Source organism: Pseudorhodobacter sp. W20_MBD10_FR17 (assembly GCF_052119765.1).
In the GTDB taxonomy this organism is placed as follows: Bacteria; Pseudomonadota; Alphaproteobacteria; order Rhodobacterales; family Rhodobacteraceae; genus Pseudorhodobacter.
Map to the genome: position 1 here is coordinate 1 of NZ_JBGQOQ010000022.1, position 26,505 is coordinate 26,505.

General features: G+C 59.1%; 24 protein-coding genes and 1 riboswitch. Of the genes, 15 read left to right on the top strand and 9 right to left on the bottom strand.

All coding sequences use genetic code 11. The features are described 5' to 3' along the window. Nucleotides 1-124: 124 nt before the first annotated feature. Complete coding sequence (locus tag ACEN2J_RS14310) at nucleotides 125-601, top strand: YHS domain-containing (seleno)protein (protein WP_442106783.1); 477 nt, start codon at nucleotides 125-127, stop codon at nucleotides 599-601. An 85-nt stretch (nucleotides 602-686) separates the two neighbouring features. Here the strand turns inward: ACEN2J_RS14310 and ACEN2J_RS14315 are convergent, their stop codons facing one another. Then, nucleotides 687-1,253 carry a gamma-glutamylcyclotransferase family protein gene (locus tag ACEN2J_RS14315; RefSeq protein WP_442106784.1) on the bottom strand — a complete coding sequence of 189 codons (567 nt, stop codon included), beginning with the start codon at nucleotides 1,251-1,253 and terminating at the stop codon, nucleotides 687-689. A 73-nt stretch (nucleotides 1,254-1,326) separates the two neighbouring features. Next, a riboswitch (glycine riboswitch) is annotated at nucleotides 1,327-1,428 on the top strand. Nucleotides 1,429-1,582: 154 nt separating this feature from the next. Here ACEN2J_RS14315 and gcvT point away from each other — a divergent pair. From gcvT to ACEN2J_RS14340, 5 genes are all read left to right on the top strand, one after another. Beyond that, a complete protein-coding gene (gene gcvT, locus ACEN2J_RS14320) occupies nucleotides 1,583-2,707 on the top strand; it encodes a glycine cleavage system aminomethyltransferase GcvT (RefSeq protein WP_442106785.1) in 1,125 nt (374 codons plus the stop codon). Nucleotides 2,708-2,739: 32 nt separating this feature from the next. After that, nucleotides 2,740-3,099: a glycine cleavage system protein GcvH gene (gcvH, locus tag ACEN2J_RS14325; RefSeq protein WP_442106856.1), complete on the top strand. Its 360-nt coding sequence runs from the start codon at nucleotides 2,740-2,742 to the stop codon at nucleotides 3,097-3,099. 91 nt (nucleotides 3,100-3,190) lie between these two features. Beyond that, a complete protein-coding gene (gene gcvP / locus ACEN2J_RS14330; RefSeq protein WP_442106786.1) occupies nucleotides 3,191-6,034 on the top strand; it encodes an aminomethyl-transferring glycine dehydrogenase in 2,844 nt (947 codons plus the stop codon). An 83-nt stretch (nucleotides 6,035-6,117) separates the two neighbouring features. Continuing rightward, nucleotides 6,118-6,567: a thioredoxin TrxC gene (gene trxC / locus ACEN2J_RS14335; protein WP_442106787.1), complete on the top strand. Its 450-nt coding sequence runs from the start codon at nucleotides 6,118-6,120 to the stop codon at nucleotides 6,565-6,567. Nucleotides 6,568-6,652: 85 nt separating this feature from the next. Further along, the gene (locus tag ACEN2J_RS14340) at nucleotides 6,653-7,276 is read left to right on the top strand and encodes a flavin reductase family protein (protein ID WP_442106788.1); all 624 of its coding nucleotides are present in this window, start codon (nucleotides 6,653-6,655) and stop codon (nucleotides 7,274-7,276) included. A 92-nt stretch (nucleotides 7,277-7,368) separates the two neighbouring features. On the opposite strand, the gene ACEN2J_RS14345 is transcribed toward ACEN2J_RS14340, so the two are convergent. The 5 genes from ACEN2J_RS14345 to ACEN2J_RS14365 form a co-directional block, all read right to left on the bottom strand. Next, nucleotides 7,369-7,668, bottom strand: a complete 300-nt coding sequence (locus ACEN2J_RS14345) for a DUF4387 family protein (protein WP_442106789.1) — start codon at nucleotides 7,666-7,668, stop codon at nucleotides 7,369-7,371. Beyond that, nucleotides 7,665-9,023: an acyclic terpene utilization AtuA family protein gene (locus ACEN2J_RS14350; protein ID WP_442106790.1), complete on the bottom strand. Its 1,359-nt coding sequence runs from the start codon at nucleotides 9,021-9,023 to the stop codon at nucleotides 7,665-7,667. The genes ACEN2J_RS14345 and ACEN2J_RS14350 overlap by 4 nt, the downstream gene beginning before the upstream one ends. A gap of 90 nt (nucleotides 9,024-9,113) precedes the next feature. After that, complete coding sequence (locus ACEN2J_RS14355) at nucleotides 9,114-10,628, bottom strand: tripartite tricarboxylate transporter permease (protein ID WP_442106791.1); 1,515 nt, start codon at nucleotides 10,626-10,628, stop codon at nucleotides 9,114-9,116. Nucleotides 10,629-10,701: 73 nt separating this feature from the next. Beyond that, nucleotides 10,702-11,142, bottom strand: a complete 441-nt coding sequence (locus ACEN2J_RS14360) for a tripartite tricarboxylate transporter TctB family protein (protein ID WP_442106792.1) — start codon at nucleotides 11,140-11,142, stop codon at nucleotides 10,702-10,704. Further along, on the bottom strand, nucleotides 11,142-12,110 hold the full coding sequence (locus ACEN2J_RS14365; RefSeq protein ID WP_442106793.1) for a Bug family tripartite tricarboxylate transporter substrate binding protein: 969 nt from the start codon (nucleotides 12,108-12,110) through the stop codon (nucleotides 11,142-11,144). Before ACEN2J_RS14365 ends, ACEN2J_RS14360 begins: the two co-directional genes overlap by 1 nt. A 122-nt stretch (nucleotides 12,111-12,232) precedes the next feature. Between ACEN2J_RS14365 and ACEN2J_RS14370 the strand changes: the two genes are divergently transcribed. Genes ACEN2J_RS14370 through ACEN2J_RS14380 form a run of 3 tightly spaced genes read left to right on the top strand, consistent with a single transcriptional unit; the run spans nucleotide 12,233 to nucleotide 15,293 of the window. Beyond that, complete coding sequence (locus ACEN2J_RS14370) at nucleotides 12,233-12,898, top strand: response regulator transcription factor (protein ID WP_442106794.1); 666 nt, start codon at nucleotides 12,233-12,235, stop codon at nucleotides 12,896-12,898. Next, a complete protein-coding gene (locus ACEN2J_RS14375; RefSeq protein ID WP_442106795.1) occupies nucleotides 12,895-14,274 on the top strand; it encodes a sensor histidine kinase in 1,380 nt (459 codons plus the stop codon). Before ACEN2J_RS14370 ends, ACEN2J_RS14375 begins: the two co-directional genes overlap by 4 nt. Then, the gene (locus ACEN2J_RS14380; RefSeq protein WP_442106796.1) at nucleotides 14,244-15,293 is read left to right on the top strand and encodes an ABC transporter substrate-binding protein; all 1,050 of its coding nucleotides are present in this window, start codon (nucleotides 14,244-14,246) and stop codon (nucleotides 15,291-15,293) included. The genes ACEN2J_RS14375 and ACEN2J_RS14380 overlap by 31 nt, the downstream gene beginning before the upstream one ends. A gap of 27 nt (nucleotides 15,294-15,320) precedes the next feature. On the opposite strand, the gene ACEN2J_RS14385 is transcribed toward ACEN2J_RS14380, so the two are convergent. From ACEN2J_RS14385 to ACEN2J_RS14395, 3 genes are read right to left on the bottom strand one after another with little or no spacing between them, the layout of a single operon-like run. Next, entirely contained in the window at nucleotides 15,321-16,220 is a 900-nt protein-coding gene (locus ACEN2J_RS14385) for a DMT family transporter (protein ID WP_442106797.1), read from the bottom strand. Further along, nucleotides 16,221-18,572: a PIG-L family deacetylase gene (locus ACEN2J_RS14390; protein WP_442106798.1), complete on the bottom strand. Its 2,352-nt coding sequence runs from the start codon at nucleotides 18,570-18,572 to the stop codon at nucleotides 16,221-16,223. Beyond that, nucleotides 18,559-19,782, bottom strand: coding sequence for an ROK family transcriptional regulator (locus ACEN2J_RS14395; RefSeq protein WP_442106799.1), 1,224 nt, complete (start codon nucleotides 19,780-19,782; stop codon nucleotides 18,559-18,561). The genes ACEN2J_RS14390 and ACEN2J_RS14395 overlap by 14 nt, the downstream gene beginning before the upstream one ends. 155 nt (nucleotides 19,783-19,937) lie before the next feature. Between ACEN2J_RS14395 and ACEN2J_RS14400 the strand changes: the two genes are divergently transcribed. The 6 genes from ACEN2J_RS14400 (at nucleotide 19,938) to ACEN2J_RS14425 (ending at nucleotide 26,456) form a co-directional block, all read left to right on the top strand. Beyond that, nucleotides 19,938-21,194: an extracellular solute-binding protein gene (locus tag ACEN2J_RS14400; protein ID WP_442106800.1), complete on the top strand. Its 1,257-nt coding sequence runs from the start codon at nucleotides 19,938-19,940 to the stop codon at nucleotides 21,192-21,194. 66 nt (nucleotides 21,195-21,260) lie between these two features. Further along, the gene (locus tag ACEN2J_RS14405) at nucleotides 21,261-22,157 is read left to right on the top strand and encodes a carbohydrate ABC transporter permease (protein ID WP_442106801.1); all 897 of its coding nucleotides are present in this window, start codon (nucleotides 21,261-21,263) and stop codon (nucleotides 22,155-22,157) included. A 29-nt stretch (nucleotides 22,158-22,186) separates the two neighbouring features. Further along, nucleotides 22,187-23,023, top strand: coding sequence for a carbohydrate ABC transporter permease (locus ACEN2J_RS14410; RefSeq protein WP_442106857.1), 837 nt, complete (start codon nucleotides 22,187-22,189; stop codon nucleotides 23,021-23,023). Next, nucleotides 23,020-24,507, top strand: a complete 1,488-nt coding sequence (gene argH, locus ACEN2J_RS14415; protein WP_442106802.1) for an argininosuccinate lyase — start codon at nucleotides 23,020-23,022, stop codon at nucleotides 24,505-24,507. The genes ACEN2J_RS14410 and argH overlap by 4 nt, the downstream gene beginning before the upstream one ends. Nucleotides 24,508-24,510: 3 nt before the next feature. Continuing rightward, nucleotides 24,511-25,560: an ABC transporter ATP-binding protein gene (locus ACEN2J_RS14420; protein WP_442106803.1), complete on the top strand. Its 1,050-nt coding sequence runs from the start codon at nucleotides 24,511-24,513 to the stop codon at nucleotides 25,558-25,560. Further along, nucleotides 25,557-26,456: a carbohydrate kinase family protein gene (locus ACEN2J_RS14425; protein WP_442106804.1), complete on the top strand. Its 900-nt coding sequence runs from the start codon at nucleotides 25,557-25,559 to the stop codon at nucleotides 26,454-26,456. Before ACEN2J_RS14420 ends, ACEN2J_RS14425 begins: the two co-directional genes overlap by 4 nt. Nucleotides 26,457-26,505: the final 49 nt, after the last annotated feature.

The following is a 26,505-nucleotide window of genomic DNA, read 5'->3' on the forward strand; positions in this document are numbered from 1 at the left end:
AACTGACTGCAGCTACACAGCCAGTTGGAACCTTGCAGCAACTTTGATTGCCTCAAGATGAATGTCCACAGGCCCTAATAAAAATCCCGAAAATCTGTTTTTCGTGGATCTAGGTAGACGCAAGATGACCGTTTTGATGAGCCGCCGGACATTTGGTCAGGCAACACTGGCGATCACCGCTTTGGCGCTGCTTCCATCAGCCGTTTTTGCCAAAACCATCAGCCGTTTCAGCCTTTCAAAGTCAGGCCACGCCCTTGATGGCTATGACAGCACGGCCTATTTTACGGCGGGCGCGGCGATCGACGGCACAGATGCCACAACTGTGACGTGGAAAGGCGCCAGATGGCGTTTCGCAAGCCCAGAGGACGCAGGTCTGTTCCAAGCCAATCCAGAGGCCTATGCCCCGCAATTCGGCGGATATTGCACGCGGGCCATGTCATTGAAACAGGAAGTGCCCGGCGATCCAGAAGTATGGCGGATTCGTGGGGACAAATTATATGTTTTCTTTGCCGCTGCCGGAGGGAAAGTCTTTGATAAAGGGCCGGATGACATGATCGCTCTGGCTCAGGCCCATTGGGATACGCTGACATTCGCCGACTAGCGCCGTATACCTGCGCCAAAACTGCGTATCGCAGCCGATGCCGCCCATAAGTCCCGTTCAGGGCGGCGGTTTTTGCCCCGATAGGTCAGCCTATTACGGTGGCGTCACACTGCGCTAAACCTGCATCCACCACAGCCGTTTCCCCAGCCGTCAGCCGTTGGGCCCTTGGGTATTGTGGTGCCGCGCGGTCGTTTATGATGGGGGCGTTCCAACCTGTTGTTGTGGCAAAGAAATCCTCGGCGCCTTTGTGTCCGAATTCCTGCAAAAAGCCTTGGACGACCACATCGATATAGCTGAGGAGGATGGGGTGCGCCTCTACTGGGCCTGCGGATTGCGGGACGGCGTAGACTTGGATGGGGTGGGGCGTGTTGTCTTGCAAAAGCACCTCGGCCAAATGGCGATTATAGCCGCTTTCGCGGGTATCAAGTGCGGCCCAGTCGCCGTTTGGGACATGGGCAATCAGGCCTTGGATCGTGGTGTCCGGCGCAGGCTCTACCGACAAAAAGGCAAGCGGGCGGACTGCGGTATGAACCCAAGTGCGCCGCCAGCCGGTAAGGCTTGCTCTTGCGGCATTCGGATAGCTGTGGGTGGCGCGATTGACGAGCGAGCCATAGCCGAAGAAGTGTTGGGGGGCGAATAATTGTTGGGTCATGTCGGAATCCGTATCTTTTGCGTCGTAATCATTTCGGGCTTGCCACGTGCGGGGTGCGCGGGCTAGGTATTCGACATCAGGATCGGGAGAATCCGGTCTGGGCGCAAGCCCTGTTCTGGTGCCGAAGGAGCAACCGCCCCGGTAAACTCTCAGGCAAAAGGACCGGTTCTGGTGGTGGACTCTGGAGAGTGGCGTTACTTGTTGCGCCCGCCGAAGGGATAACGATCTCAGGCGCCCTGTATTGGGCAAGGACAGAGGGGGCATTTTGCGGGTGGGATTGGCCTGTTCGCGGGGTGCCGGGGGTTTTCCGGCGTGGTTAAGGGGGCTTTATGGCCGAGCTGGCGCGGACGGTTTTGTTTGATTTACATGTGGGATTGGGCGCCAAAATGGTGCCGTTTGCGGGCTATGAGATGCCCGTGCAATACCCGATGGGGGTGTTGAAAGAGCATTTGCATTGCCGCGCGCAGGCAGGCCTGTTTGATGTAAGCCATATGGGGCAGGTGGTTTTGCGCCCCAAGGCCGGTATGGACGCACTCGTCGCAGGGTTAGAGGCGATGATGCCGGTTTCTGTGGCGGGGCTGGCCGAGGGGCGGCAGCGCTATGGGGTGTTCACCAATGATACGGGCGGGATTATTGACGATTTGATGTTTGCCAATCGCGGCGATCACTGGTTTGTCGTGGTGAATGCGGGCTGCAAAACGGGCGATATTGCACACATGCGGGCCATTTTGGCGGATGTAGCGGAGGTCGAAGAGCAAACAGACCGTGCGTTGCTGGCCTTGCAGGGGCCAGGGGCCGAGGATGCAATTTCCGGGATGATCGCTGCCGTGATGGACATGCGGTTCATGGATGTGATCACCGCGCATTCGGTGTTTGGAGAGCTGTGGATTTCACGCTCGGGCTATACCGGCGAGGACGGTTTTGAGATTTCGGTGCCGAATGCGGGGGCGGTGGGTCTTGCCAAGGCGTTGTTGGCGCATCCGGCGGTAGCACCGATTGGTTTGGGCGCGCGCGATAGTTTACGGCTGGAGGCGGGCTTGTGCCTGTACGGCCATGATATGGATGAGACCGTGTCGCCGGTCGAGGCAAACCTGTCTTGGGCCATCCAAAAAGCCCGGCGTGAAGGTGCGCGGGCGGGCGGCTTTCCGGGGGCAGAGGTGATTTTGGCGCAGCTGGCGGATGGGCCTGCGCGCCTGCGTGTAGGGCTGCTGCCCGATGGCCGTGCGCCGATGCGCGAAGGGGTAGAGCTGTTCGATGCAGGCGAGGGGGGCGTGGCCGTTGGGCGCGTAACCTCGGGTGGGTTTGGTCCTTCTGTTGAGGCCCCTATCGCGATGGGCTATGTGCCAGCCGCGCTCGCGACAGTGGGCACGCAGCTGTGGGGCGAGGTGCGGGGCAAGCGGTTGCCCGTCACTGTGGCCGCCCTACCATTCCGTGCATCCACCTATAAACGTTGACGAATTATAAACCCCTAAGGAACGATACGATGATGAAATATACCGAAGATCACGAATGGCTGCGCGTTGAAGGCGACCTTGTCGTTGTTGGCATTACCGAACATGCGGCGACCCAGTTGGGCGACGTTGTGTTTGTGGAGCTGCCCGAGCCGGAGACCATGGTCGCCACGGGCGATGAAGTGGTTGTGATCGAATCTGTTAAGGCGGCCTCGGATATTCTGGCCCCGATTGATGGCGAGATTGTCGAGGTGAACGACAAGCTGTCTGATCGGCCCGGCATGGTGAACGACGATCCGACCGGTGATGCGTGGTTCTTTAAGCTAAAGGTCGACGACCTGTCTGTGCTCGATGATTTCATGACCGAAGATGAATATAATGATTTGATCGGCTGACCTTTTGTGTCCGGGCTGGCGGCCTTCGATTTTTCAACGAAAATTCGGGGGCCGTGCCCGAGATGAGTGCTGACCGAGCTTGAGGATGGATATGACCTATACCCCTGTTGCCTATAACACCTATGATTTTGCCAATCGTCGCCATATCGGCCCATCGCCCGAGGAGATGGACGAGATGCTGCGGGTTGTGGGCGCTGCAAGCCTCGACGCGCTGATGGATGAAACTATCCCCGCCTCGATCCAGCAAAAAACGCCTTTGGGCTGGGCGCCTTTGGCCGAGCATGAGTTGCTGGCAAAAATGCGCGGTGTTGCGGCCAAGAATAAGGTGATGACCAGCCTGATCGGGCAAGGCTATTACGGCACGGTCACGCCCCCCGCCATTCAGCGCAACATTTTGGAAAACCCCGCGTGGTATACGGCCTATACCCCCTATCAGCCCGAGATCGCGCAAGGTAGGCTAGAGGCGCTGTTGAACTATCAGACTATGGTTGCCGATTTAACCGGCCTGCCGGTGGCCAATGCCAGCCTGCTGGATGAGGCAACTGCGGCGGCCGAGGCAATGACCATGGCGGAACGGAGTGCGAAATCTAAGGCGCGCGGCTTCTTTGTTGATCGCAACTGCCATCCGCAGACGATTGAGGTGATTAAGACCCGCGCAGCCCCTTTGGGGATTGAGGTGATGGTTGGCGATCCTGCGACCATGGATGCAAGCCTCGTATTTGGCGGAATTTTCCAATATCCTGGCACCTACGGCCATGTGACTGATTATACAGATCAGATCGACGCGTTGCATGGCGCAAAGGCGATTGCGATTGTGGCCACGGATTTGCTGGCGTTAACGATTCTGAAAGAACCGGGTGCCATGGGGGCCGATATTGCAGTCGGGTCCAGCCAGCGCTTTGGCGTACCGATGGGGTACGGCGGGCCGCATGCCGCGTTTATGTCGTGCAAGGACGAACTGAAACGCGCGATGCCTGGGCGCATTGTGGGTGTCTCAATCGACAGTCACGGGAACATGGCCTATCGATTGTCGCTGCAAACACGCGAGCAGCATATCCGCCGCGAAAAGGCCACGTCGAACGTATGTACCGCGCAGGCTTTGCTGGCGGTTATGGCATCATTTTACGCGGTGTTTCATGGCCCGAAAGGCCTGCGGTCTATCGCCGAGCGGGTGCATTTTGCCGCCGTGCGGTTGGGGCGGTCGTTGCGGGCAGCGGGGGCCAAGGTCTCGCCCGATGCGTTTTTCGATACGATCACGGTCGAGGTTGGCGTTGGCCAAGCGGGCATTTTGGCCGCCGCCCGCCATGAAGGCCTTAACTTTCGCAAAATCGGCACGGACCGCGTGGGGATTTCGGTTGATGAAACCACGGATGAGAAGGTTCTGATTTCGGTGCTGCGCGCCTTTGGTATTGAAGGTGTGCCGCCGCACCGCGCCGAGCTGGGCTTTCCCGAAGCGATGCTGCGCGAGACGGACTATCTGACCCATCCTGTGTTCCATATGAACCGCGCGGAATCGGAAATGATGCGCTATATGCGCAGGCTTTCGGATCGTGATTTGGCACTGGACCGTGCGATGATCCCGCTTGGATCTTGCACGATGAAGCTGAACGCAGCCGCCGAAATGATGCCGATCACTTGGCCCGAGTTTGGCAGTTTGCACCCGTTTGTGCCGGCCGATCAGGCGCTGGGGTATAAGGAAGCGATTGACGATCTGTCGGCCAAACTGTGTGAAATTACCGGCTATGACGCGATGTCGATGCAGCCCAATTCTGGCGCGCAGGGCGAATATGCGGGGCTGCTGACGATTGCCGCCTATCACCGTGCCAATGGCGGGGCGGATCGCAATATTTGCCTGATCCCGACATCTGCACATGGCACGAACCCTGCCTCGGCGCAGATGGCAGGGATGAAGGTTGTGGTGGTTAAATCCGCCCCGAATGGCGATGTCGATCTGGATGATTTCCGCGACAAGGCCGCATCGGCGGGTGACCGTTTGGCGGCGTGCATGATCACCTATCCTTCAACGCATGGCGTGTTTGAAGAAACCGTGCGCGAGGTCTGCAAGATCACGCATGACTTTGGCGGGCAGGTCTATATCGACGGCGCGAATATGAACGCGCTGGTGGGGCTGGTCAAACCGGGCCGGATTGGCGGCGATGTAAGTCATTTGAACCTGCATAAAACCTTTGCCATTCCGCATGGTGGCGGCGGGCCGGGGATGGGGCCAATCGGTGTGGGCGCACATTTGGCGCCGTATTTGCCGGGGCATAATGAGGTTGCGGGTTTGGAAGAGGGCGCAGTTTCGGCGGCACCTTATGGGTCGGCGTCTATCTTGCTGATTTCATGGGCCTATTGCCTGATGATGGGCGGCGAAGGGCTGACCCAAGCGACCAAGGTGGCGATTTTGAACGCCAACTACATCGCGGCGCGGCTGAACGGGGCTTATCCGATTTTATTCATGGGCAACAAAGGCCGTGTGGCGCATGAATGTATTTTGGATACGCGCCCCTTTGGGGAGTGTGGTGTGACGGTGGATGATATCGCCAAGCGCCTGATCGATAACGGTTTTCACGCACCTACAATGTCTTGGCCGGTGGCGGGAACTTTGATGGTAGAACCGACCGAGAGCGAGACCAAGGCCGAGATTGACCGCTTTATCACAGCACTGTTGGCCATTCGTGCCGAGATCCAATCGGTCCAAGATGGCGATATTTCGGCCGAGGATAGCCCGCTACGCCATGCGCCGCATACGGTGAATGATTTGGTGGCTGAATGGGACCGCAAGTATAGCCGCGAGGCGGCGTGCTTCCCCCCCGGCGCGTTCCGTGTGGATAAGTATTGGCCGCCGGTTGGCCGTGTTGACAACGTTTATGGCGACCGCAATTTGATTTGCACCTGCCCGCCGCTATCGGCCTATGAGGATGCCGCGGAATAGGGCTGCCGCCGGTCTTGTCGGGGTTGAAAGACTGCCTCGGCAAGACCATATATTCTGCAACTGGAATGTTTTAGGGGGTTGCTATGTCGGATACTGTAAAACTCTGTTGCACCACTTGTGGGCAGATGAACCGTGTGCCGCTGGCCAAGCTGGCGGATGGGGCGAAATGCGGGTCTTGTGGTGATCCTTTGGTCACCGGCAAGGTGGCCGAGCTGGACGTGGCCTCGCATGATAAGGCCACGCGCGGGGATGAGTTGCCGCTTATCGTGGACTACTGGGCACCGTGGTGTGGCCCGTGCCGGATGATGGCGCCCGAGTTTGCTAAGGCGGCCAAGGCGTTGGAAGGCCGCGCACGCTTTGCCAAGATCAACACCCAAGATCACCCCAAGGTATCAGAGAAGCTGCGGATCCAAGGGATCCCGCTGTTGATTTTGTATCACAAAGGGCGCGAAGTGGCGCGGCTGCCGGGATCTCGGCCTGCAGCAGATATCGTGGCCTTTGTTGACAGCAAGGTGCCGGCGCAGGCGCGCTAGGCTGTGTCGCATCCCTTGCGAAGCAGGGTGGCGTTGGGTTCGATAGTGGCTAGAATTGGCGCGAGTCTGGAAAGGGTTTTCCCCAATGCTGTTCGAATTTGATAAGATCGCGTCCGAGGTTGGCTATAAGCTGCTGACCTCGACCATCACGCCGCGCCCGATTGCGTGGATTTCTACGCTGGGTGTGAATGGCGTTGTGAATGCTGCCCCTTTCAGCTTTTTCAACGCGATGGGGCACACGCCGCCCACGGTGGCGGTGGGGTTGGTGCGCGACGGGATGCGCGGCTGGAAAGACACCGCGCGCAATATTTTGGATACGGGTGAGTTTGTGGTGAACCTTGTGTCCGAGCCGCTGGCCGAGGCGATGAATGCGACAAGTGCGGGCGTGGGCGCCGAGGTGAGCGAGCTTGGCGTGGCAGGGTTGGAGGCGGCGGCGTCCGTTCATGTAAGGCCGCCACGGATTGCGGCGGCGCCTGTGGCATTTGAATGTGTCATGCTGTCATCGGTGGTGACAGGGCCGATGCAGACGATTGTGATTGGCCGCGTGGTGGCGGCGCATATTGCCGATGCCGTCGTTTTGGATGCAGAGCGCGGGCATATCGATACGCCCGCATTGGGGCTGATCGCGCGGATGCATGGCGCGGGCTGGTATGCGCGCAGTTCGGATTTGTTTCAGCTTGGGCGACCTAAGGGTGGGTCTGGAGTGTAGGCGGGGTAGGGGGCGTTGCCCCCTCTTGGCCTTGGGGCCAATTCACCCCCAGGATATTTGTGCCGAACAGAAAGTGGGGGCCAACCCGTGCGCTAGACCTCTAGTTCCGCGAGCAAGGTTGACCATTGGGCGCCGTGCATGTCGCGGTCGGTGCGGTGGCCTTGGATTACGGGGCGCGGGAATGAGAATTTGATCACGTTCAGCGACGGAATGTCGAAGCGTTTCAAAAGCTGCGTGGGTTGGTGGTAGAGGGCGGCGATGGCCTCGGTTTTCAGGGCGTTGCGCAATTGGTGATAGGCGGTTGGCGTGCCGCAAAACACATCGACAGTGACCCAAAAGGGGCCCGCGTTTTTGGAGCGGACTTTGAGGGCGATATCAGCGACTTGGGTCATGGGTTTACCTCGGTGACCAATAGGCGGAAGGCGGACATTGGGTCGTCTAGTTCGAGCACATGGTTCAACGCAAATTCGTACAGCGCACCGCGGTCGGATTGGGCGGGGGAATAGGGGAAGGCAAAGGTTGGGAGCTCTTCGTTTTCGGTGAGCGGGTAGTGCAGCATGTGCGGGTTGGCAAGTTTTCCGATCTCGGCCGCGATGGCCTGCGTTTGCGCTGTGATGATCAGCATCACCCCAACCTCTACCGGTGTGCCTGTGCGGTTTTCCATTTGGCCAAGGGCCGCGTTGACGCCGATCAGGCGGAAATCGAGGGCGTAGCTCGCCGCGTCAAGCTCCATGCGTTTAGCGATGAGAGCGGTGAGGAAGCCGTGCAGTTTATCGGCCCAAGCCTGCGCGTTTGCGACGTAATGGGCATCACGCAGCACCGCGATGAGCGTGGTTTGAAAGCCTGCCGCGCGGGCCCCTTCCAGTTTTACCGTGTAGGGGCCGGGCACCCATTTAGAGCCGGTCGCACGAGTGCGGGTGGCGTCAAGCGCGGTGTATTTGGTTTGCGTCACGTCCAGATGCCCGCCCGGTTCATACAGGATGAACGGGTCGGAGTTCTCGTACAGCATATGGGCGGAAACGGAATGCGGCGTGCAGGTGGCCCCTGCCGCGAGGGGTTCAACCGTGAAACCTTCGCTATCAAAATCCACTTGGATGACGCCCGACGTGGGGTTGGTGGAACACAGCGCACCGCATTCGGCGATTTTGGCGCCGTGCCATGCAGCGCCCGCATGATCGCCGCGCATCAGGGGCAGGGCTGCGATAATGGCGGTGTCGGTGGTGCGGCCGGCGATGATGATATCAGCGCCAGTATTCAGGGCGGCTTGGATTTGCTCGGCACCGGCAAGAGCGACGATATTGGTCATTTGCGCCAAGGTTTCGGCGCTGATCTCGGGTGCAGGCGTCAGGGGTCGTATGCGGCCTGCGGCCAGTGCATCCGTGATGCGGGCCGCGGGTTGGCCCGAGTAGAGGCGGGCGATGCGCAAGCTTTGGCCAAGCTCGGACGCGATTTCCTGAGTAATGTCGAACATCCAATCAACGCAGGCATCCGCGCCACAGGTGCCTGCGGTGCCGATGACCAGCGGCACGCCAGCCTCGGCACGTGCCAACATCAATTCACGCCATTCCGATTTGGTGACAGAGCGTGCGTATTTGGATTGGCCCGCCCCCAGCGAGAAAGGCCCACTGTCGGTGGAGCCCCCGTCGATTGCGATGAGGTCAGGCTTGGCGGCCACACCGCGTGCCAAGGCAGCGCGGTCAAAGCCGAGGCAGAGGACACCGGAGGGGATGAGGACGCGGGTTGGCATATGAGAGCCCTTTGCGTTGAACTGATTTCGCCAGACAAGGTGAACGTGCCTTGTCTGGCGCATGTTTATATGGGTGAAACGCTACACGCTTTAATCTTCGTCCGTTGTAGGAAGCGGTGGTTTTTTCACGAACTGGCGCAGGAAGATCGGGGCGAGGAAGCCCAGAACCGCCGCAATCCAGAACCCGATAGCGATGGGCGAAGAGAAGAGATAGGCCCAATCGCCATCGGACAAGATCATCGCACGGCGCAGGTTATCTTCCATCGCGTTGCCCAGCAGGATACCTAGGATGATCGGCACAGTCGGGATGTCGATCTTGCGACAGACGTAGCCGAGCACGCCAAAGGCCACCATCAGCATCATGTCAAAGCTGGAACCGGTCAGGGAATAGATGCCGACAAAGGCGATCATGGTGACACCGGGCAGCAAGATGTAAGACGGCACCGACAGGATTTTGACGAAGACCTTAACCATAGGCACGTTCATAATCAGCAACATGACGTTGGCGATCAGTAGTGCTGCAATCAACGACCAGACCACATCTGGGCGCTCTGTAAACAACAGCGGGCCGGGTGTGATGTTCAGCGTCAGCAACAGCGCCAGCAAAACAGCGGTGGTACCGGAGCCGGGAACGCCGAGGGTCAGCATCGGGATGAGCGCGCCACCGGCGGCGGCGTTATTGCCAGCCTCGGGGGCGGCGACACCGCGCGGGTTGCCTTTGCCGAATGACTCTTTGTCTTTCGAGATCGCTTTTTCGCCCATATAGGCAAGGAACGACCCAAGCGACGCGCCTGCACCCGGCAGAATACCTGCGACAAAACCGATGCCCGAGCCGCGCAGCATAGCGCCCTTGGTATCGTTCAGCATCTTCCACGGGATCAGCACTTTGCCAAGTTTCACGCCGATCGCGCTGTTTTTGCCGTGGCTTTCAATAAAGTGGAACACCTCTGACACGGCGAACAGCCCGACGATGGCGACAAGGAAATCGATGCCATCAAACAGGTGCAGGTTGCCAAAGGTAAAGCGCTGCATGTTGGTGGTTTTATCAAGCCCGATCATCGCGATGCCAAGGCCGATACAGGCAGCCATCGCCGATTTGGCTTGGTTGTTGGAACCCACACCGCCAAGCGTACAAAACGCCAGCATATACAGGGCAAAATACTCGGCAGGGCCGAATTTAAACGCAACACGGGCCAGCCAAGGCGCCATGAGCATCAGACCGATGGTGGCCAAAAGCGCACCAACGAATGAGGCAACACCCGAAATAACCAGCGCATCGCCGGCTTTGCCTTGCTTCGCCATCGGGTAACCATCCAGCGTGGTCATCATCGCGGGTTCATCACCCGGAATGTTTAGCAAGATGGATGAAATCCGGCCGCCATACATTGCCCCGTAATAGACCGAAGTCAGCAGGACCAGCGCGGAGATCGCATCAAAGCCCATGGAGAATGATATCGGGATCAAGAGGGCCACGCCGTTCGATGGGCCAAGCCCCGGCAACGCGCCGATAATTGTGCCAACAAAGCAGCCGATAAGGGCCAGTACAAGGGTATAGGGCGACAATGCGATGGAAAACCCAAGCGCAAGATTGTGCAGCAGATCCATGAGGAAATCCTTAATGCAGGAGGCGGTCAGGCCTGTATAAGTCTTGGTCAGCGCTTGCACGCTGCAAACCGCGTTAGCCCATCAAAGCAGGCGGCAGGCCCTTAAGGCTAAGGCCAAGAACGAATTTGAACATCACATACAGCCCGACACCAAGGCCAAGGCCGGTAAGCACAGCCAATTGCGGCTTGGGGTTGATTTGATAGCTCAGGATCCCCGAAACGATGATCGTGGGCAGAATAAAGCCCAAAGGTTTGACCATCATCGCATAGGCAAACATCGCAACCAGCGCGATAGTAAGGTTCAGCAGCGTCGCGCCAATCGGCCATTCGACATCTGGGTCGGGCTTTAGCATCATCGCAAATGCGCACAGCATGGTTACGCCGCCAATCAGATACGGAAAGATGCGGGGGCCAACGGGGTCTGACATAAAGCTGGTACGAATGGTTGTCGCGCTGAGGATATACCCCAGCGCGACAATCATCATGACCAGACCAAAAATCCGGTCGCCACGCATTACTGGATAACCCCGATTTCTTTGGACAGGGTCACAGTGTCGGCAATCACGCCATCAACCCAAGACTGGAAGTCGCTGCCAACTTTGGTGAACGGCGCCAGACCGTTTTCGGCCATAGCCGTTTTCCACTGCTCGCTTTCTGCAACAGCTTTCAGGCGGGTGGCCCAAGTGTTGAACTCCTCGTCGGAAATGCCTTTGGGCACATAAACGCCGCGCCAGTTAACGGCGACCACGTCAAAGCCTTGCTCTTTGGCAGTTGGGATGTCTTCAAAACCGGGTACACGCTCTTCGGTCAATACGGCCAGAACGCGAACGTCGCCCGATTTGATGAAGCCCGTGATTTCCGACATGTCGCCGGTCATCGCTTGGGTAAAGCCACCAACGGTTTGGGTGATCGCATCTGCACCACCGTCAACGCCGATGTATTTGATTTTTGTGATGTCATCAAAGCCAGCAGCTTTCATGATTTGCAGTGGTTTCATGTGGTCAAAACCACCCACAGCCGAACCACCCGCAAAGGCAACCGAACCGGGATCAGCCTTGATCGCGGCAACCATTTCGCCAAGGTTTTGGAACGGGCTGTCTTTGGCCACAACGATAACGCCCGGATCAGCGCCGATCGCGCCAACAAAGCGCACTTGGTCGGCGGTCATGCCAGCATAGGCGTTTTGCGCCAAACGGGTGGTGGTTGCCGAAGAGGCTGCAACGATTACGTCAGCATCGGTATTATGGTCAGCGACAACAGACGAGAAGGCAACGCCACCGCCGCCGCCGTTCATGTTGGTCACTTGCATCGGTGCGTCGATCGCTTTGATCTCATACATGATGTTGGCGATTTGACGGCAAGTGAAATCCCAGCCGCCGCCAGGGTTTGCGGGTGCAATGCACTCGGTCGCAAACACGGAGGTTGTTGAGATGGCGGAAAGCAGAGCGCTGGTGCCCAGCACTTTGAACATAGTCATTTTCATTGGTGTCCTCCCAGACTTTATCATGCGTTGGGGGCCACGCTTGCGCTGGCCCTCTTGCATGGGTAACGATTAGCGCCAAAGCTGACACTAACCTGTCATGGGTAGGGGGAGTCAAAAGAAACGTGCGATTTTTACTGGTCGAAGATAGCGCCGAACTGGCGCAGTCGGTGCGCGATTTGCTGGCGTTGGATGGGCATGGGGTGGATTGGGCAGCCAGTCTAAGTGAGGCGCAGGACTGTTTGAATGCAGCAACCTATGACTTGATATTGCTGGATATTATGCTGCCAGATGGCGATGGGCGGCGGTTTTTACAGGCCCAACGCAGGGCGGGCCATGACACGCCGGTTATCGTGATGACGGCCCGCGCGGCGGTATCGGACCGCGTTGATGTGCTCGATAGTGGGGCGGATGATTATATTACCAAGCCGTTTGATTTTGCCGAGCTCGAGGCGCGTGTGCGGGCGGTTTTGCGCCGTCGGGGGGGGGCGGCGCAAACCGTGCGAATCTATGCCGACCTGTCGTTCAACCCGTTGACGGCCACCGTCACCATCAAAGGTGAGGCCCGCGATCTGCGCAATCGCGAGCTGCGGTTGTTTGAGGTGCTGCTGGCCGCCCCCGACCGGATTTTCAGCAAAGACCAACTGTGCGACCGGCTGTTTTCCTATGCCGAAAGCGTCAGTGATAACGCAATTGAGGTGTATGTCGGGCGCTTGCGCAAAAAGCTGGCCGGGTCGGCGGCGCGGATTGAGACAGTGCGCGGGCTGGGCTATCGGCTGACGACCGGATGAAGAGAATTTTGCCCAATGGCAGCTTGCGCGCCAAGCTGGTTGTGCAGCTATTGGTGGTGGCGGCGGTGTTGGCGGTGCTGCTGTATTTCACCGTTCGTACCACCGCCGACCGCGCGGCCGAGGCCACGCAAGATGCGATTTTGGGGGCGGCAACGACCTCGATTGCCGAACAGCTGCGCGCGACCGAGGACGGGATAGAGGTTGATCTGGCCTATGCTACCTTTTCGATGCTTGGGGCGATTGGCCAAGATAGGTTATTCTACCGCATTGATATTGGTGGGGAAACTGTGACGGGCTATGATGACTTGCCACTGCCTGCGGTACAGCCTGCGTCACTGGCCGCCGCGTTTTATACTGCCCCCTACCTTGATGCCGAGCTGCGGATCGCAGTGGTGGCGCGCAGTATGATTGTTGGCAAGGGGCCGGTGCCTGTGGTGGTGCTGGTGGGGCAAACGCGGCTGGGGCAGGCGGCGATTGCCGATAGTTTGGCCAACCGCGCCGCTCTTATCGGCCTTGGGTTTTTCTTGCTGGCGGTGCCCCTTAGTTTGCTGTCGGCGGGGTCGCTGTTTAACCCGATCAACCGTTTGGCCGAGGCGGTGGGGCGGCGCGGCCCGCGTGATCTGCGGCCCGTGCGCCACCCTTCGCCGCGCGAGTTGGCACCGCTGATCGGGGCGTTGAACGGGTTTGTGGCGCGGCTGCGGGGGGCACTGTCGCAGACCGAGACGTTCATTGCCGAGGCCGCGCATCACATCCGCACCCCACTGTCGACGGTGCGCACCGAGGCGGAAATTGCGCTGCGCCAGTCAAATGACGAAGGCACGCGGGTTCGGTTGCGGTCCATGATCCGAGGGGTCGAGGCCAGTGCGCGGTCGGCCAGCCAGTTGCTGGACCATGCGATGGTGCTGTACCGGTCGGACCAGCTGGAAAGCGTGGCGGTCGATCTGGCCAGCGTGGCGCACAGTGTGGCGCGGGCGTTTGAACCGACGGCCGAGCTAAAGGAGCTGGTGTTGTCCGTCGTTGGCGAAGGCCCGCTGATGACAACGGGCGACCCGTTGCTGGTGGAAAGTGCTTTGCGCAATCTGGTCGATAATGCGATCAAATATTCCGAGGCCGAAACCGAGGTGCGCATCGTGCTGTCGCGGGCCGAGGGCATGGCGGTGGTGCAGGTGTATGACCAAGGCCGCGGGCTGCAGGGCGTGCCTGTGGTACAGTTGACCGGTCGGTTCACGCGCGGGCAAAATGTGGGCGATGTTGTCGGCTCAGGCCTTGGGCTGACGATTGTGACCGAGGTGGCGGCAGCCCTTGGCGGGCGGTTTGAATTAACACAGATAGAGACGGGGGGCACATGCGCCAGCTTATTCTTGCCAGCGCTTTAGCGCTATGTGCCACAGTGCAATGTACTTCCGTTGGGCAGGCCTTTGAAATTGAGGATCAGCGGGTTTTTGGCACGGGGATTGGGGTTGAAATGTCGGTCCTCTCAACCACCGATACCGAGATTTTCGCGCCGCTGATTGATGCGTTTTTGGTGCAAAACCCCACGTTGCGGCTGCGCTATGTGGTTGCCTCCAGCCAAGAGGTGTACCGCGCGGTGCATGATGAAGGGGCTGCATTTGATTTGGTGATTTCGTCAGCGATGGATTTGCAGATGAAACTGGCCAATGACGGGTTTGCGGCGGGCTATGTGTCGGCTGCCGTTCTGGGCCTGCCGGATTGGGCGCGGTGGCGTGACCGCTTGTTCGGCTTTGCGCTGGAGCCGGTGGTGATGCTGGCATCACGCCGCGCCTTGCAAGGGCTAGAGGTGCCGCGCAGCAGGCGTGATCTGATCGATCTGTTGCGTGCCAACCCCGAACGGTTCAACGGGCGGATTGCGACCTATGACCCGCATGTCTCGGGGGCTGGTTATTTGTTTGCCACCCAAGATGCGCGCCAGACCGATGCGTTTTGGCGGCTGGCCGAGGTGATGGGCCGCCTGAATGCGCGTTTGTATTGCTGTTCCGGTGATATGATTGATGATCTGGAAAGTGGTGATCTGGCGCTGGCCTATAATGTGGTCGGCAGTTATGCGCAAACGCGGCTGCCCGCCGGATCAGACGCCAAACAGCCGGATATTGTGGTGATCGAACCCGAGGATTTTACCGTGGCTTTGTTGCGCACGGGTTTTGTGCCGGTGGGCGCGCTGCGGCCGCAACTGGGGGGCGCGTTGTTGGATTTCATGCTGGGCGCGCAGGGGCGGGCGTTGATTGACGGGGTGGCCGATTTGCCGCCGTTGGACCAAGCCGCGCTTGCCCCGCATGTGCGGCCGATCAGGCTGGATCCCGGTTTGTTGGTGTATCTAGACCGGATTAAACGCCGGAACTTTCTGGACGAATGGGATGCGGCGATGACGCAGCCCTAGAAAGATGACGCAGCCCTAGAAAATGGGCTAAGGGCGTTTGCGCCTTTGGCCCGCCATCAGGGCCGCGCCGATGATGAGGGCCGCTCCGACATAGATTCCGGTTGTCGGGATTTCACCGAAGATGAAGTAGCCGACCGAGACCGAGAGGATGAGCGAGGCATAGCCCAAGGGGGCAATCACGCCGGCCTCGGCCCAGTAATGGGCGCGCATAAAGCAAAACTGTGCCGTTTGGGAAAACAGGCCGATTGAGAGCAGGATGGGCCAGTGAGCGCCCGGCGCTTGCCAGTAAAGTGCGGCAGGGATAGCGGCCACCACGGCAAGGCCTGCGGTTTGCCAAACCATCTGGGCCAAGGGGTCCTCATGCCGCATCCGGCGCAGGATAATGACCGCGCCGGTGCCTGCAAAGACCGAGGCAAACAGCGCCGCGAGACCCGTGGCATAGGCAGGGCTAAGGCTGTTCGGGTCAACCGCAATCACCACGCCGACAAGGCCGATGCCGCCTGCAAGCCATTGTTTGGGCAAGATACGTTCGCGCAATATCAGGGCCGCGAGGGTCATCATCAGCAAGGGCCGCGTAAAATTGACGGTGGTAAACATGGCAAATGGCAGCTTGGCCACGCCGAAAAAACTGCCAGTCATGGCGATGGTCGACAGCCCCGTGCGTAACAGTTGCAGGCGTGGGTTGGTCAGGCGTTGGATGCCGCCCTTATAGAGAACAAAGGGGATGAGGACGGCAAGCCCCACCAGTGCGCGGATCAGCACGATCTGGATGGACGGCAGCGACACACCCAAGGATTTGACGATGGTCAACGCCCAGATGTTAAAGCTCATATCCATCAGCAGCCAGACCGCGCCGCGCAGGTTGTTGCGGGCGGGGCCTGTGTCGGGGGTTGTGTGGGGCGCCGTTAGGCGTGGAATGATGGCCATTTATTGCGGCTGGTCTGGGGGCGGATTGGTCAGGTTGGCCATCAGGCGGAAGGCTCCGGGGACCAATGCCTCCATCTGCAAATGCAGGATCAGGGCGCAATGGTGGTGCTGGCCCTTGCCAAAGCGGCCCGACAGCAATGCGCCTTGGTGCGGGGCTTCATCCGGGTCGGCCATTTGCAGCAGGGGCTGGTAGGCGGGTGCCCAGCTTTTGGCAAAATAGAGGCCGCGCTCTTTGACCCAGCCGTGCCAATCCTCGGGCGTGATTGTGTTGGGGGTGTTCAGCAGCGGATGATCGGGCAGCAGGGGGGTGACATGTGCCGCCTCATCCGTGACGCGGTAGCGCAGGCTGGGTTTGCCGATTTCCAGCAGCGCGGGGGCGGTGTGGGCTACATCCCAGTTATCCCAAGGTCGGTGATAGAGCGTAACCAGCGTGCCGCCGTTTTGCACCCATGCGTGGATGGCGGGCATAAACGCGGCCAGACTGGGCCGGAATCGCAGGGCGAATATGCCGATCACAAGGCTGTCGTACTCGGCCAAGCTTGGGGCGTTCAGGGCGGTATCGGGCAGGGTGGTGACATCGGCCCCCATCGCGCGCAGCCAGTGGTCGACGCGGTCATTTCCGCCGCCGATATAGGCGATGCGGGCATTCGGCAGCGCGACCTCGGCTACCCGCAGACGCAGGGTGGCGGGGGCAGAAAAGATCAGCGGGCCGGTATGGGGCTGGCTGATGCGGGTGGTGGTTTGGGCGGGCTGACCGCCCTTGGTAACGGGTAGCGTCAATAGGGTTTGCGTGGGGGCAAGTGCGGTGAGGGTTAGCCCGTCGCCGCTTGGGGTTTGGGTGAAGCCTTTGGCGGCGCTAAGGCTTGCGCCCTCGGATAAGCGTAGGGCGATTGGCTGCGGCGCAGCGGTGTTCAGAAAGGCGGTAGCCGGTTCAATCGTGGCTTGGATTGAGGGGAGGACGAGAAGTTGACGCTCGGGCGGGAGGGTTAGGCTCGTGGTTATGCCTTCGTAGGTTAGGGTGATTTTCACCGCGACGGGGCCTTGGGGGGCATGGGCGTTGTGGATCATCGGGAAGGGGTTAAAGGGCTGGGCGGTTTTCGGCAGGGTGATGCTGTCATCTGTGCCGTGCCAGCCTTTTGGCAGATGCCATTCAGCGTTGGTTTTGCACAGATGCGCGGGGGCGATCAGGGCCAGAGTTGCGCCGATGGTTTGGCCCGGTTCGGCGTGGTCGGTGGCCAAGCGTGCGGTAAGGCGCGCGCCTGAGGCAAGGTACGCCACGCGCGACAGTTGCTCGATAGTGCGATCAATGCGGTGCAGCGCGTAATGTTGATTGCGCTCAACACATTGCGCGCGGGCAGTGCGGGCGAGGGCAATGGCAAGGAAAGCGTGGTGCAAAGTGGCGGCGGGGTCTGGGTAGGTCGCCACACAAGCGGCAAGCTGCGCGTCAAGGTCGGCGGCACTGGCGTTGCCGGGCAGCAGATCGCAGTACGAATTGGGCAGGTTATCGGTGATTTTGGCCTTATTTCCGGCATGGTCGGGGCCGACAGTGCTGCGCACAAGGTGGAGCGGCCAGCCCTTTGGCTCAACCCCGCCGGTCCAGCGGCCCATGCCTTGGGTGGCATGGTATACGCGCGATTGCTGGCCGATCTCAGCCCATGTCCAACCCGAAGGGGGTTCATGCCCTGCGCCGGAGATGTGGACGGTGGCAGGGGGCGGGGGCAGATCATCATCATAGGCATCGCCCGCACCCGACCATGCGGGCAGGTACAGCTTGGCCACCTGCCACGGCGCGCCATCGGCCTCGAATGCGGGGTCGGCGGCGGCGTCCATCGCCTCATGTGCGGCTTGGGTCATGGCGCGGTGGTGACCGTGCTGGCCGGGGATGTCAAGGAACGTGGGGCACAGGATATCGGGGCGCTCAGCGCGGATCGCCTGCACCAGCATCCGCAGGGTATGGGCCTGGCCCCATTTGCCCAGCGTCTCCACGCCCGATTTCGAAAAGCCGAAATCGGTGATCGGGTCCTCTGGCGTGTCTGACATCCAATACATCGACAGGCCCAGCACATCTGCGGCCCCGTGCATTTCGGCTGTGCGCAGGGTGCCAAGGGCGGCGCCTGCCTCGCGCCCGATGTCGTTTTGGCCACCTTCGCCACGGGTCGAACAGACATAGGAAACGGACAGCCCATCACGATAGGTCAGCGCGGCGAGCATGCTGGAATGCTCATCATCCGGATGCGCGCCAGAGTTCATGAACCGCACCAGCCCGCGCAAGGGTTGCAACGCGCGCCACAGCATGAGGCCAGTGGGGTGGGTGGTCTGCAAGCGAATACGGGCGGCATCAGTCAGGGGCATGGGGTGTTTCCATTCGGTGGGCATCAAGGCGCGGGGTGACGGTGTTGTGGATGACAAGGGCGGCGGCACCAAGTGCTGCCGTAAACCGGCCCGAGGTGCCACGCTGTACGCGCGGGGTGGTACGATCTGCGCGGCTTGCGACCGAGCCAGAGGGCAGGTTTAGACGGGCTATCAGCGCATCAATCAGCGCATCGGGCAGCGCACCGCCCAGCACGGTGGATTGCGGATCGAACAGGTTTTCCAACATGCCAATTGCACGCGACAGGGCCTCGGCGGCGGTTTCCAGCCACTCGGTCAGGTAGGGGTTTTGGTCTGCCAACAGGCGCAGCAGGGTGGCATCGGTGCCAGAGGTGTCGGGCGTAAGGTGCCCCTTTGCGATCAGGTGGCGCTGCACTGACAGGCGGCTGACATATTGTTCCAGACACCCGTGATTGCCGCAATCACAGGCGCGGCCATTGGGGTGAATAATCACATGCCCCACTTCACCCGCATTGCCAAACGCTCCGCGCAAGGGCTGGCCTTGGGCCACAATTCCAAGCCCGAGGCCGGAGCCGAAATAGAGGAAAGCATAGGTGGGCAGACCTTGGGCCGCGCCTGACATGCCCTCGGCCAAGGCGGCGGCGGTGGCGTCTTTGTCGATATGGACGGGCAGGCCCAAAGCAGCCTCGGCCCGCGTGGGCAGGGTGGCGGGGTCCCAGCCGGGCAGGGTGGTGGCACCGGCCGCACTTAACCCTTCGACGCCAAAGGGGCCGGGAATCACCAGACCTGCGCCCAAAATGCGGGCTATGGGGCTGTTCGCTGCGGCCTGCCGTGCCAAAGCGGCCATTTGCGCCAGCACAAATTCCGGGTCGGTTTGGGGCAGCCGGATATGCTGGCTGGTCAAGGCTGTGCCGCCAAGATCGGTGAGCACCATCGTCAGCATATCTGGCCGCACCTCAAACCCCAAGGCGGCAGCGCCTGCGGGGTTAAAGGTGTAAACCACGGGCGGCTGACCGCGTGCCGCGGCCCTGCGCCCCGTACGCAAGACAAGACCCTCGGTTTCCAATTCGGCCATCAGGTTTGATACGGTTTGTGTTGAAAGCCCTGCGGCCTTGGCAATTTCGGCCCGCCCCGAATCGCGGGTCTGCAAATAGCCCAAAACCACGCGACGATTATGCGCTTTGGTCTTTTCGGCGTTTTTACCGGCGATTTGTTGGGGGTGAAACGACATTCATCAACCTTAACTCAAAACATTTGAATAAAATATTGATCTTTGTCACGAAGCCGTCAACACTTGGTTTCAGTTATGTGACCCACCCGATCGAAAAGGGGGGGATTCGAACCAAAAAACCGCCGCAAGTGCGGACAACATGGGAGTGACTACGAATGAAAGCATTCAAGACATTTACAATGGCGGCGGCGACCAGCCTTGCCGCGTTGATTGCGGCGGCCCCTGCACAGGCGGTTGAGATTGAATATTGGCAGTATATCTTTGACGCCCGCATCAAGGCGATGGACGTGCTGATCGACAATTTCCAAAAGGCTAACCCTGATATTACGGTCAAACAAAGCACCTTTCCCTATGCCGATTACCGCACCAAGGTTGCCGCCGCCATTCCGGCAGGCGAAGGGCCGGATGTGGTGCAGCTGTTTTACGGTTGGTTGAATGACTATGTGCAGGCCGACTTGATCCAGCCATTGCCTGCCGCGCAATTCCCTGCCGATAAGATCGAGGCCGAGTTTTTCCCGATGGTCCGCGCGATGAAAATCGACGGCAATTACATGGCGTTGCCAACGGCCGTGCGGTCTTTGGCCCTGTTCTATAACACGCGCATGTTCAAAGAGGCAGGCTATGACAAGCCACCAGCCAATTTGGATGAAATGGTCGCAATGGCTGAAAAGATGACGGCCAAGGACGGCGCTGGCAACATCACCGCCGAGGGTTTGACCAGCGGTATGACCGCGCAAGATCACCATTGGTGGCGTGAAGTGCTGCTGCGCCAGTTCGGCGGCGTGCCTTATTCGGACGACAATAAAACTGTGACCTATAACACCGAAGCCGGTGTAAAGGCGCTGCAGTTTTATGCCGACCTTGAGGGCAAATATGGCATCACCAAATCAACCTTTATGGATGAGCCGCAAGCCGCGTTCAAAGCAGGCCGTGCGGCGATGCACATTGACGGATCCTTCCGCATTGGCGCGCTCAAAGATACGCGCGGCCTTGATTGGGCCGTGGCCGAATTGCCAGCGGGGCCGGATGGAGCCAAGTCGAACTATGCCAGCTATTGGGTGAACGCGATCACGTCCAAGGCCAAGGATGAGAAGTACGAAGCCTCGGTCAAATTCATGGAATATATCACCTCGGATGAGGCGATGCAGATCTGGCTGGATACGGTTGGCGAATTGCCTGCAAAACCATCGGCTGCGATGACTGAGAAAAACCTTGCCGACCCAGTGTTCGGGCCGTTTGTGGCAGGTCTTGGTTATTCGCAAACAACTGTTTTCGCAGACGAATCTGGCCAGCGGCAAGTGTTGGTCGATGCGGTTAGCCGGATGTCCCTTGAGGGGCAATCGGCGGCTGATGCGCTGGCCGCTGCGGCGACGGCCGAGCAAGCCATCTTGGACGGCTATTACAAAAAGTAACCCTTCCTGACCTGCGGCCCGGGCGTTCCGGGCCGCATTTTTCGGGGCAACACAGGTTTGGGGCCAATGGCGTTTTATCGCAACCTTTCCATCCGCCAAAAACAGGTGGTATGGGCTTGGGGCTTTTTGGCCCTGCCTATTTTGTTTTACTGCGTGATCCGGTTTTATCCGACGCTGAACGCAATCATCCTTAGCTTTCAAAGCTGGAACCTGCTTGGCCCCCGTGAATGGGTCGGGTTAGAAAATTATGTCAAGCTGTGGCACGATCCGGTTTTCTGGAAAGCCTTTCGCAATACTTTTGTGTATCTGATCCTTGGCACGCCAATTTCCTTGGTGCTGAGTTTTGTGATTGCCTACCAGCTGGATAAAACGCGGCTGCTGCACAGCACGCTGCGGGCGCTGTATTTCCTGCCGTTCCTTACCTCAACCGTGGCGATGGCATGGGTGTGGCGCTGGTTTTATCAGCCGGTGCCGATTGGGCTGTTTAACAACTTTTTGGCGTCAATGGGCTTTGCGCAGATCGACTTTCTAAACTCGACTAGCAACGCGCTGCCATCGATTTTGTTGCCGGCCGTTTGGGCGGGTCTGGGCTTTCAGATCATCATTTTTATGGCCGGCCTGAGGGCGATCCCTACCAGCTATTATGAGGCGGCACGGATTGACGGCGTATCAAGCTGGACGATCATGTCCGAGATCACCTTGCCGCTGCTGAAGCCGACGATCGTGTTTTTGGTGGTGTTCTCCTCCATCGGATTCCTTCGGATTTTCGACCAAGTGTTCAACATGACCACCAACAACCCCGGCGGGCCTTTAGACAGCACCAAGCCGCTGGTTTTGATGATCTATCAAACCGCGTTTTCCAGTTTTGATATGGGCTATGCGGCGGCGCAAACTGTTGTTTTGTTTGCCATTTTACTAGTGGTCAGCTTGGTGCAATTGCGCGTGTTAAAGGAAAAGCCATGAATGAGGTAAAGGCAAGCGCCAACAGTTTGATGCAGGCGCGCACGGCCAAAGGCCCGCGTGACCCGTGGGCGGTGCTGCGCTGGACGCTGCTGGCGATGGGCGCGATTGTGATGGTGATGCCGATTGTCTACATGCTGTCGGCCAGCATCAAATATCCGTTTGAGATGTATGATTTGAACATCATCCCCAAAGAGCCGACGTTTGAAAACTATACCTATGTTCTGTCGGACGGGCGGTTTTTGCGCTGGTTTGGCAACTCATTCCTGATTGCCACGTTGACCACGATTTCGGCTGTGTTTTTTGATGCGTTGGTCGGCTATGCGCTGTGCAAGTTTAAGTTTCGTGGGCGCAATCTGGTGTTTATCGCCATTCTGTCGACGCTGATGATTCCGACCGAAATGTTGGTGATCCCGTGGTATCTGATGTCGAAAACCTTTGGCTGGCTGGATACCTATTGGGGCATCATGTTTCCCGGCGTGATGACGGCCTTTGGCACCTTCTTGATGAAGCAATTCTTTGAAACCGTGCCGGATGATTTTCTAGAGGCCGCGCGGATTGACGGGCTGAACGAGTTTCAGATTTGGTGGTCGGTGGCCTTGCCGCTGGTCACACCGGCGCTGTCGGCCTTGGCGATTTTCGTGTTTCTTGGCAACTGGACCGCGTTTCTATGGCCGCTGATCGTGACCAACAGCCAAGAGCTTTATACCCTACCTGTGGGCCTGACGACCTTTAGCGTCGAGCAAGCCGTGGAGTGGGAGCTGATTATGACAGGGGCCGCATTGGCCACAATTCCCACGCTGATCGTGTTTCTGCTGTTCCAGCGCTACATCATTCGCGGCGTGGCTATGGCGGGGCTAAAAGGATGACTGATACCACGAAATTCCCTGATCCGACCTACCGTGATACGGTGTTGGAACCGCTGTTTGACGCGGCCAAGCTGCACTATGCGGGGCCTGTGCGGGCGATCAACCGTGCGCATTTGGTGATGCTGGCCGAGGAAGGCATTTTGCCGCGCGATGTGGCGAGCAAAATTGCCCGCGCGCTGGTGGAAATTGACGCCGAGATTGACCTGACCAAACTGCGCTATACCGGCGAATATGAGGATTACTTTTTCCTTGTCGAGGCCGAGCTAAAGCGCCGTTTGGGACCGGATGTGGCAGGCGCTTTGCACACGGCGCGGTCACGCAATGACATGGACCACACGGTGTTCAAACTGGTGCTGCGCGACAAGGCAGATGCGCTGATGGAACAGGCGATGGTCCTAGCGCTTGATTTAATAAAAACCGCGCGGCGCGAACGGGATACGCTGATTGTGGCCTATACCCACGGCCAGCCGGCGCAGCCCACAACCTATGGCCATTATCTGGCGGCAGTGGTTGAGGTGTTTAACCGCGATGGTGAGCGGCTTTGCGCCGCGCGTGGCTTGCTGGATCATTGCCCGATGGGGGCGGCGGCGATCACAACCTCGGGCTTTGCGATCAACCGGCACCGCGTGGCCGAGTTGTTGGGTTTTGCCGAACCTTTGCGCAATTCCTATGGCTGCATCGCGGGGGTGGATTACGTCACGGGTCTGTATTCAGCGATGAAGCTGATGTTTTTGCACCTTGGGCGGGTGATCCAAGACATGCAGTTTTGGTCGGCGTTTGAGGTGGGGCAGCTTTATGTGCCCAATTCGATGGTGCAGATTTCGTCGATCATGCCGCAAAAGCGTAACCCTGTGCCGATTGAGCATTTGCGCCATTTGGCCAGTATGACGGTAGGGCGATGTGATGCGGTGGTGAACACAATGCACAACACGCCGTTCACCGATATGAATGATAGTGAGGGCGAGGTGCAGGTGGCAGGCTATGCCGCGTTTGACAGCGCAAGCCGTGTGCTCGCGCTCTTGGATGCACTGATACCAGCCTGTTCCATCAGGGCCGATCGCGTGGCCGCCAATATGGATGCAGCCTGTGTGACAGTGACCGAACTCGCAGATACTTTGGTGCGGTCTGAGGGTTTAAGCTTTCGTCAAGCGCATGAGATTGCAGCGAAAACCGCGCGAGATGTGATTGCGCGCGGCGTTCCTTTGCGCGATGGGTTCGCGGCCTTTCAACAGGCATTTACGGATGAGACGGGGCGCAAACCGGGCCTTGATGCCGCAGGGTTTGCGGTGGCCGTCAGTGCCGAGAACTTTGTCGCCGTACGCGACCGTTTCGGTGGGCCTGCCCCTGCGGCCATCGAAGACGCGTTAAACCATTATACCTACGAATTGGGCGAATGCGGCGAGATAAACCAGTTGCGCCGTGATCGGGCCGCGCGGGCCGCTGGTATGCTTGAAACCGCGTTTAACGCATTGCTGGTGGAGTAAGATATGGCAACGGTAAGTTTGCGGAACTTGACAAAGGCCTATGGCAAGACCGAGGTTTTGCACGGGTTGAACCTTGATATCGGTGACGGCGAGTTTGTGGTCTTCGTTGGCCCTTCGGGCTGTGGAAAATCCACGACTTTGCGGATGATTGCGGGCCTAGAGGACGTGTCGGGTGGCGAGATTTCGATTGGCGGGCAGGTGGTGAACCATCTGGAACCCAAAGACCGCGATATCGCGATGGTATTTCAGAACTATGCGATTTACCCGCATATGACGGTGCGCAAAAACATCGGTTTCGGGTTGCGCCGCGCCAAGATGCCCGCCGCTGATAAAGAGCGGCGGATCGAAGAGGTCGGGGCGATGTTGTCGATGACCGAGTATCTGGACCGCAAGCCCGCGCAGCTTTCTGGCGGGCAGCGCCAGCGGGTGGCGATTGGCCGTGCGATGGTGCGCGACCCTGCGGTGTTTTTGTTTGACGAGCCGCTGTCGAACCTCGACGCACAGCTGCGCAGCCAAATGCGGCTGGAAATTAAAAAGCTACATCAACGCGTTAACACAACGATCATTTTTGTGACCCATGATCAGGTTGAGGCAATGACGATGGCCGACCGAATCGTGATTATGAAGGATGGGCATATTCAACAAGTTGGCACGCCTGCTGAGGTGTTTCACAAGCCTGCGAATATCTTTGTCGCGCAGTTCATCGGCGCGCCGTCGATGAACCTTTTGCCGGGGCGCGCCCTTGGCCAAGGGGTTGAGGTGGCTGGACGTCAGATCGCGCGGGTTACAGGCGCGGCCGAAGGTACGGCTGTGACTGTTGGCATTCGGCCGGATGATCTGCACGTCACCGACGCGGCGGGCAGTTTTGAAGGGCGGATCACTGTATTAGAGCCTTTGGGTTCTGAGACGCTGGCCTATGTCGATATTGGCGGGTTTGAGGTTGTCGCGCGGGCAGATGGCCGCAATCCGCCTGCTTTGGGGGCTTTGGTGCAGTTGTCGGTGGCGCCTGAAAACCTGCATTTGTTTGGCTCGGACGGAAGGGCGATCCGATGATTCCCCCCGGCTCAGGCAAGCGGGTGCTGTGTACGGGGCGGCTCTATTGCGATGTGGTGATGTCGGGCCTGTCGGGCACGCCCGTTGCGGGGCAAGAGGTTTACGCCAGCTCTATGATCATGGCGGCAGGGGGCGGGGCCTATATTACGGCGGCCTATTTGGCGGCGATGGGGCGGGGGGTTGGTTTGGCCTCGGTCATTCCGGCAGAGCCGTTTGCCGGGAAAATCGCCGAGGAGCTGGCGGCATCAGGGATTGCGCTTGATGCCTGTGTCTATGCGCCCATCGGGGCCGATCCGCAGATCACGATTGCGATGATAACTGGGGGGGACCGCGCCTTTGTGACCCGCCGCAGCGGCCCTGCCATCCCCGATACGGTGCCCGCGCAAATCGCTAGCGGTCAGTATGCACATTTGCATATTGGCGAACTGGCAAGCCTTGCCGACATGCCGCAGGTGGTGGCGCTGGCCAAGGCTGCAGGGATGAGTATTTCTGTCGATTGCGCCTGGGATGCCGAAATTTTGGCGCGAGATGACTTGGTGAATCTGCTGCGGGGCGTGGATGTGTTTCTGCCGAACCGTGCCGAGGCTGAGGCCCTTGCGCGCCATGCCGCCGTGGCCGATTATGCCGGTTTGGTTGTGGTAAAAAACGGTCGTGACGGGGCCGAGGCACTGACCGGCGGCACCATCACCGCGCGGCCAGCCCTTAACGTTGATGTGGTAGACACGGTTGGCGCGGGCGATGCATTCAACGCGGGCTTTCTGGACAGTTGGTTAGAGGGTTGCGCGCTGCCCCAGTGCTTGGATGCGGGTGCCTATGTGGCAAGTGTGGCGCTGGCCCGCAGTGGTGGCGCGCGCGGGCTTGACCGCTTGGAGAAAGATCGTACCGCAGCCGAATAACCAAGGAATGACGGAAATTGTCATGTTATACAGGCTTTTCAAACAAGAA